Source organism: Pseudoalteromonas sp. 2CM28B, assembly GCF_023161935.1.
This window is the reverse complement of record NZ_JALNTH010000077.1, coordinates 1-8,143: the sequence shown is the minus strand read 5'-3', so window position 1 is coordinate 8,143 and position 8,143 is coordinate 1. Positions and strand designations below refer to the sequence as shown.

Sequence of the window (8,143 nt, the reverse complement as noted above, 5' to 3'; positions counted from 1 at the left end):
TCGCAACCATCTTAAATGGTTTCAAACTAAGAACATACCCAAGACAATTTATTAAAAATTAGTTTTTACACAGTCTGTGCCAATTGCGGACATTGATAACGTGTATTTTTTCCGTTTGATGTTCTGTTAGTTTTCGAGATTATAGATTCTATTAAAATTAGAAGAAACCACTTTACACCATTCTAAAAGTGGTTTCTCAAATATACTTAAAGCTCTATGATTAAACTCAAGTTTATTCTCAACAGGGCTATAATAAGCAACTTTACTTCCTTTTAATAATTCCCACCCTTTAATATTTAAGTTCAACCTTATTTTTATAGAAGGTTCTCTAATAATCGTACTTACATTAAAGTCATCGTGGTGATTTTCACTGACTCCTAAAAACTTTATTCCACTTTTATTTACTTTAATGCTGGTAAGAACGTCAGTGTTTTTTAGTACAATTCTTTTCAATTGAGAATAATATTTAGTTTGAATGTTCTCAAAAATATACAACTCAACTTTAGTTTTGTCAGCTTCGGAAATTGGGTTGTCAATCATATCCGCATTGCTACACCACTTTATTTCTGGCAACCAAACGGTATAAACAAAGTCATTTATACATACACGTAAAAATTCATGCGCCCTACTATCCAAATCATAACAGCTTTCAAATAAAGTAATAGGAACTTCATCAATAAAACTATATAAGTGTTTGATATTAGGTAAGTCATAATCTGTATTAGATTGCGTATGTTGATAAATAATAGGGATATAAGCGTTAAACTTAGGGTGAATACTTTGAAATGTAGATGTATCTTTTTTAATTGCTAATGCTATGTGCGGACACATCCACGATAAATTTGATACTTTTTCATTCAAATAACGAGAGCCACATGAACAAATTAATTCATTCAAATTTATTTTGTAGTGGTCTATTCCTTTAGTAACCTCGACTATCATGCTATCCCTTAATAAACTATCAACTTATCAAAGGACACTTCGCCCATTTTAGCGCAAAAGCGTCCTTATTTTATGAACTAATATTAATAACAAACAGTTTAAGTTATTGCCAACTATAAATATTAAGCTTTCTATAGCTTATATAAAAATGTAAAAAAGAGAAAAATTTTCTCTTATTATTACTAAGTTAATGACGACTCACCTGAATGACTATATATCGCTCCAAGCAGAAGTTCGGTTTAGTGATATCAAGAGCTCCTAAGCTGCAGCTTAAAATCTCACTCTAAGCGTGGTAAAGGCTTTTCAAACAGCTCTTTAATTAATAATGTTTGATTATAAGAGGCTTTATAAGCGATAAATTTTGAGCTTTAAAATTAACTACTTTATTAATTAGGGTTTTAAATTCTTAGCCTAATTACTTTAAGTATTTTAAAAAACTCGTACTAAATTCTATCTAAAGTGGTGCTACCTAGACCTAATAAAAGGCTGTTATATAAAATTATTTAATGGTTTATCACACAAAAACTGTGTGTATATTTTGTGTATTTTTGTGAAAAAGCACTGAAAACATAAAATGTAGAATTAAGTCAAACACCCCGTATTTACTGGTGTGTAGAGCTTGTGTATTTTGTAGAGTGTTATAGAGGGTTGTAGATGTGAAAAAACCGCTGAAAGCTACGTATTTATTAGCTTTCAGCGGTTTTAAAGTGGTGGAGCTGGGGGGATTTGAACCCCCGTCCGAAAAGCCTCGACCGTCGGTACTACATGTTTAGTATTGTCATTTAATTAACCTTTAAATCCCGGACAAACACGGTAGATAAAGGCGAGGCCGCTTAGTTTTAACGCTTCAACCCCGGCCAGGGTTTCCGTCGCGATCAGGTGTTAGGGTGACACTCCAAAATCCAGTCCACAAGAATACATGGAAGGAGCGCTAGCCAGCCTAAGCTGCTAGAGAGTAGTTATCGTCGTTTGCGATTACTTTAAATTGCGGCTTTTTTACGAGGCAAACCGCACCTCGACATGCACCTCGGGCTTCTTGAATTCCGTCGAATCCTAATCAGCCCCTGAATAAGGTTACTCATTCAGAGTGTGTAAGCAGTATAACCGAGTAACCTACGAATACTCAACACCTTAGGCGTTTTATTTTATCAATTGGTTAATCATGCATCAAACACACATGTAAATGTAAAATATTGGACAGTTAAGAAACAATTACTTAACAATGATGGTGCTTTATGCTCAAATGCAAGGCTAGACCTTGGTCTAATAAATTATAAAAAATAATAACAGGCATATTACCTAGAGGATTTATAAATGTCGGTTTTTTCTTTTGATGAGCAAACGGGGTATATCTCTTTAGTTTCACACCCTCATGTTTCAGGTTTAGCCTCAACAGCAACACAGCTTATTGAATTAATTAGACAGTCAGAATATTGCGAGTGTGAGGTTATTGCTAGCAATATTGGTAAGCTGTTTGCTCAAAATAACGCCGAAGAAGCCCCCTCTTTAGTAATTGCTCAAGCCATTGATGCAAAGCTAACCATTAACATTGATGAAAAAAATATGCTTGTTGAAGCTACTCTTATTACTGCCAAGGGCGGTAAATTACTTAACATGGAACAAGCAATTGGCGTGTTAGCTCAGGCAGGGATTGTAAAAGGCATTAGCGCTCATGCATTAGAACAGTTATTGGCGCAACAGTTTGAACAACTCTCAGGAAGCACGCATTGCGCTGAAGTCGCTTTTGGTCGTGCACCTAAAGTGGGTAACGATGCCAAATTTGTGCGTCTTTGCTGCACAGCGCAAGACCGCGTACTTAGCCCACAAGCTAAAGGCGGTGGTAAAGTCGATATGAGAAACCTAGGTGATATTATTACTGTAAAACCTGGTTGTGAATTAATGCGGCGCATTCCAGCAACATCGGGAGTTGATGGGTTTACTGTGTTTGGAGATGTGCTAACTGCAATCCCTGGCAAAGAGCATAAATTACAACCTTTTGACGGTACTAAAATTGCGCCCAATAACCCCAACTTACTAATTGCCGACTGTACTGGTGTACCGGTTGCCCTTCCCCGTGGTATGCGTGTTGATGATGTTTTATGTTTTCATAATATTGATCCCAGTACTGGTCATGTTGAATTTGATGGCAGTATTATAGTCAGTGGTGATATAAAAGATGGCATGCGCGTGACTGCTACCGGCGATATTACTGTTTTAGGTTTTGTTGAATCGGCGCAGTTAAAAAGTAATAGCGCCATCACAATAGTAAAGGGAGCAATTGGCAGAAAACGAGAAGCCGATGAGCCATTCACCTGTTCTGTTTTTGCTAAACGAACCGTTGCACTTGGTTACTCTCAATACTGTGACATAAAAACGGAGCAAAACTTATTAATAGAACGCCAATCATTACATTGTGACTTGAGTGCTGGAAATTTAATTAGGGTTGGCAGCGCAAAAGCTCCTAAAGGGAAAATTATTGGTGGCCATATTCTAGACGCAATGCGCATTGAAACAGGTGAATTGGGCGCACCAGCAGGAACTAAAACCCGTGTTTGCATTGCACAGCGATGGTATGTGCTAAAACAAAAACAAGCGCAAATCACTGACTTTGAAAAAGTTTTAATCAGTAAGTCAATTGAACTACAGCAAGCGCGCCAGCGAATTAATAAACAAGTTGCAAGCGCACAGCGTCAGCAGTTCTTGAATAAAATAACAACGAATGAAGAACACATAGCAAACCGAAGCGCCAGTATCAGTCAGCAAAAGCAGTTGCTAAGAAAGAAAATGGCGCAGCTTTTAGCGCTCAGTCGTTTAAAAGTTAATGAGCTTATGCACCCCGGGGTGGAGCTTAAAATTGCACGAGAATCAATTAGCTTTTCGCGTAATTATCCACCACATTTAATCACTCACAGTGAAGGTAAAATAACGCAATCTTTTTAATAACGCTTATTAAGACTGGCTCAACTCAAAAAGTAAGTATTCACTATTGTGAACTTAATCTTGGTTGCTTGCTTCGTCTAAGTTTTGTTGTGTTTCATCTATAGCAAGTGGCCAACCACCTAGTTGCTGCCAACGATTGACAATTAAACAATATAATTCAGCGGTGCGTTCTGTATCGTATAACGCAGAGTGTGCTTGTTTGTTATCAAACTCTATTCCTGCCGCGCGGCACGCTTTAGCCAATACTGTTTGCCCTAATGCTAAGCCTGCAAGTGATGTGGTATCAAAACTAACAAACGGATGAAATGGTGTGCGCTTGATGTTATTACGCTCAATAGCGGCATTTAAAAAGCCATGGTCAAAAGCGGCATTATGAGCAACCACCACAGAGCGCTGACACCCTGCGGCTTTTTGCGCTTTGCGCACTACTTTACAAATTTCTTTAATCGCCTCTTCTTCAGGGACAGCCCCTCGAAGTGCTGAAAAAGGTTCAATACCATTAAACTCAATGGCGGCTTGTTCAATGTTTGCGCCCTCAAACGGTTGCACATGAAAATGAACGGTATGATCGATACTAAGCAGTCCTTCGTCATCCATTTTTAAAACGGATGCTGCAATTTCTAGTAGTGCGTCGGTTTCTTTGTTAAAACCGGCGGTTTCAACATCAATAACCACAGGAAAAAAGCCACGAAAGCGTTGTGCGAAAAGTGTTTGCTCAGTATTTGCCATAGTAATCTTGGTTTATAGGGATTAGCTGTCTATTATGTCAAAATTGAGCCCCTGTCGGCTAGGGGATTTATTGATTAATTGCAGTTAAACTATAGGCATGTTACTTGCTTTGTAATTAGCGTTTGCGCTGAATTATTTGCTGTTGCGTAATATTTTACGGTTTTTGTCATTTTTTTGGCAGAACTAGATAACTGGAGAATTCTCGATGAAGTGTAAGTTGTTATTTATTAGCCTAGGCATTAGTAGTGTGCTGTATAGTTTGAATACAACTGCAGCAATGCGCCAGTACACGGCTAACCAAGATAATTCAAACTGGAACTTGGTTAAAACAACTCGCTTACAATGCCAATTAAATCATGAAGTTCCCTACTATGGCGAGGCTATTTTTAAAGCATCTGCAAGTAAAAATAAAGATCTTACCTTTAATTTAGACATGGTGGTACGCCCAGAAAATTACGCGATTGCCGGTTTAAAAGCGGTGCCACCTAGTTGGCGAGCAGGTCGCCCTGCCCGTGATATTGCTGATATGAAATTACTTAAAAAGTTTGATGGTGAACTAGGTAATAAAACAGCGTGGGAAATGCTAACTGAACTTGAAAAAGGGAACCAACCTACCTTTTACTATCAAGACTGGCAAAATAGTGCCGACAAAATTGCCGTGGGAATCTCTAATATCAACTTTAAACAAGCTTATTGGGCCTTTTTACAATGCCGAGACGAATTGCTGCCATACAATTTTGAAGATATTTCGTTCACTATAATGAACTACGAATCGAATAGCAGTAAATTAACCAAATCATCGCAGCAGCGCCTTGATAAAATTGCTGAGTATTTAAAAAACGATCCCAGTGTAGAATCAATTAGTATTGCATCGTACACCGATAGTTATGGCGGTCGCTGGAATAACCTCGATTTATCAAGAAAGCGTGCTAAGGAGATTAAAGATTACATGGTTGACTTAGGCGTTGATGAAGCTAAAGTGGTTACTGAAGGCTTTGGCGAAAAACGCTTTGTAGATACTAATGACAATATTTTAGGCCGTGATAAAAACCGCCGCTTAGTGATTCAAATCGCTAAAATGTAAATTGTCGTATTCCTTTTCGACCGACGGTGTAATGGATAACGCTTTCGGTCAATACCATTTTTGTGATGCCTATTTTATACATAACAAACAACCTCCCTTTTAATTATTAACATTTAGCTTTTTATTTTTTCATTTATATTAATAAGTTAAATTTCCTTTTTTTGATGATTTTGGCTTTTTTAATACAGTTGTAAATAGAAGATTACATTTTATTTTGTCTCTTTTATGACAAAACTATTTAAGTTTTACACAACTAGTTATATCTTGCGTGTCTCTCACGTTTGATCAGGATCATTAAGTGCTTAAAAATAAAACAATAGGTAGCATGTTAATTGTTGCAGGAACCACCATAGGTGCAGGTATGCTTGCCCTGCCTATCGCCTCTGCAGGGCTTGGATTTAATACCGCGATGGTATTAATTATCGGTTGTTGGTTACTTATGACCTACACCGCTTTACTTATGTTGGAACTACATCAATACGCCCCTCGCGACGCCACTTTAAATACCTTGGCTAAGCTTTGGCTAGGTAAGCGCGGTCAGTATGTGGCTAACTTTTCAATGATATTTTTATTTTATGCGTTATGCGCGGCCTACATAGCAGGTGGCGGAGCCCAGCTACAAGAACGTATAAACACTGGTTTCAACTTAAGTATTGCCCCACAGTTAGGCTCCGTTATTTTAGCGGTGGTGATTGCAGGTGTTGTCACTTTAGGCACCAGCAAGGTAGATAAGCTTAATAGAGTGCTGTTTAGTATAAAAATAGTGGTATTGGGTAGCTTATTTTATATGCTTACGCCTTATGTGCATGGCCAGCACTTACTTGAAATGCCAGTTGAGCAAGGGCTGATACTTTCGGCTATTCCTGTGGTATTTACCTCTTTTGGTTTTCATGGCTCTATCCCTTCTATTGTTAAATACGTTGGCCTTGAAATAAAAACTTTACGCAAAGTAATGATTGCAGGTGCCTCTTTACCACTGGTTATTTATGTATTTTGGCAAGTATTAAGCCAAGGCATAATGAGCCAAGCCCAACTTCTCGAAAGTGAAGGCTTAAGCGGGTTTGTAGCCAGTGTGGCAAATATTGCTAACAACACGAGCGTTTCTACAGCGGTTAAGCTTTTTGCTGATTTAGCGCTGGCTACGTCATTTTTGGGAGTGAGCTTGGGGTTATTTGACTTTTTTGCTGACACATTCAAAAAAGCAGATACGGGCGCAGATAGAATAAAAACCGCATTTATTACCTTTATCCCTCCTCTTGGGTTTGCCTTATTTTATCCACAAGGGTTTATTATGGCATTAGGTTATGCCGCTATTGCATTGGTGATATTGGCTGTATTTTTGCCGGTGAGTATGGTGTATAAACAGCGTCAAGGTGTTGAAAAAAGCGGTTATAAAGTACGAAGCGGTAATATTGGTTTAGCCATAGCAGCATTGTGTGGCATTTTAATTATTAGTGCGCAATGCCTGCAAATGGCAGGCCTAATACCTGCAATAGGTTAATACCCAATAATAAGTAATATTCTATTGGCAATCTCCCCAAACAAGAGTTTGGGGAGATTGCCATGCAAACGCTAATGTTAAAACACGATTGCTTTTCCTCTACCGCTTTGCTCTGACGCCGCATCTAATTTACCATTACGATTAATAATCATATGCATATCACCAAAGTGGCGTTCGTCCACTGTGTAACCCATTTTTATCAGCTGTTGTTTTACTGATGGCTCCAAGCCGGCATGTGCTCTGATCACATTTTTTGGCCATAACTGATGATGAAAACGCGGGCTATTTACCACATCATCGGCGCTCATATTAAATTCAATCGCGTTGAGTATCGATTGATACACCGAGCTAATAATAGTAGTGCCACCTGGCGACCCTGTTACCATTTTCACTTGGTTATTACTGAGTAAAATAGTGGGGGTCATAGAGCTGAGCATACGTTTATGTGGCTGAATTTCATTTGCTTTGCCGCCAATGGCACCAAATACATTCATAACCCCGGGTTTAGCGCTAAAGTCATCCATTTCATCATTTAAAATGAAGCCTGCGCCTTCTACGACTACGCCACTACCAAACCCTAAATTGATGGTGGTGGTATTAGCTACAGCGTTACCCATGTTATCGACAATGGAAAAGTGAGTGGTTTGCTCGCTTTCTTTTAAACCGGGTTTAATGTTTTCGGTGGTTGAAATAGCCTTTAAATCTATACTGTTACTACGGTTTTTAAGATAGTTTTCTGCAAGTAGCTTAGCTGTAGGCACTTGGTAAAAATCAGGATCGCCTAAGTATTCTGCTCTATCGGCAAATACTCGCTTACCTATTTCAGCCAATAAATGCACATACCCTACTGAATTATGTTGTTGTGCAGGCTGAATCGCCCCGTGTTTGCCAGAGACTCAATAACTTGAGAAACTGGAACTATGAAAAAATCAAATCGCTATACATCA

The 8,143-nt window shown here is 38.4% G+C and carries 5 protein-coding genes, 1 other RNA gene and 1 pseudogene; 3 read left to right on the top strand and 4 right to left on the bottom strand.

Going from position 1 to position 8,143, the window contains the following annotated elements:
• Nucleotides 1–126: 126 nt before the first annotated feature.
• Both MTN96_RS36405 and ssrA read right to left on the bottom strand, forming a co-directional pair.
• Nucleotides 127–942, bottom strand: coding sequence for a hypothetical protein (locus MTN96_RS36405; protein WP_248534773.1), 816 nt, complete (start codon nt 940–942; stop codon nt 127–129).
• Nucleotides 943–1,650: 708 nt separating this feature from the next.
• Nucleotides 1,651–2,007, bottom strand: a transfer-messenger RNA (tmRNA) gene (ssrA, locus tag MTN96_RS36400).
• 249 nt (nt 2,008–2,256) lie between these two features.
• On the opposite strand from ssrA, the gene MTN96_RS36395 reads away from it, so the two are divergent.
• Complete coding sequence (locus MTN96_RS36395; protein WP_248534771.1) at nt 2,257–3,882, top strand: DUF342 domain-containing protein; 1,626 nt, start codon at nt 2,257–2,259, stop codon at nt 3,880–3,882.
• Between the two features lie 54 nt (nt 3,883–3,936).
• Here the strand turns inward: MTN96_RS36395 and rnt are convergent, their stop codons facing one another.
• Nucleotides 3,937–4,611, bottom strand: a complete 675-nt coding sequence (gene rnt / locus MTN96_RS36390) for a ribonuclease T (RefSeq protein WP_069438664.1) — start codon at nt 4,609–4,611, stop codon at nt 3,937–3,939.
• A gap of 205 nt (nt 4,612–4,816) precedes the next feature.
• On the opposite strand from rnt, the gene MTN96_RS36385 reads away from it, so the two are divergent.
• The gene (locus tag MTN96_RS36385; protein WP_069438665.1) at nt 4,817–5,695 is read left to right on the top strand and encodes an OmpA family protein; all 879 of its coding nucleotides are present in this window, start codon (nt 4,817–4,819) and stop codon (nt 5,693–5,695) included.
• Between the two features lie 298 nt (nt 5,696–5,993).
• On the top strand, nt 5,994–7,196 hold the full coding sequence (locus MTN96_RS36380; RefSeq protein WP_083238629.1) for an aromatic amino acid transport family protein: 1,203 nt from the start codon (nt 5,994–5,996) through the stop codon (nt 7,194–7,196).
• A 77-nt stretch (nt 7,197–7,273) separates the two neighbouring features.
• Here the strand turns inward: MTN96_RS36380 and MTN96_RS36375 are convergent.
• Nucleotides 7,274–8,053: pseudogene (locus tag MTN96_RS36375) on the bottom strand (gamma-glutamyltransferase); the annotation flags it as partial.
• Nucleotides 8,054–8,143 lie beyond the last annotated feature (90 nt).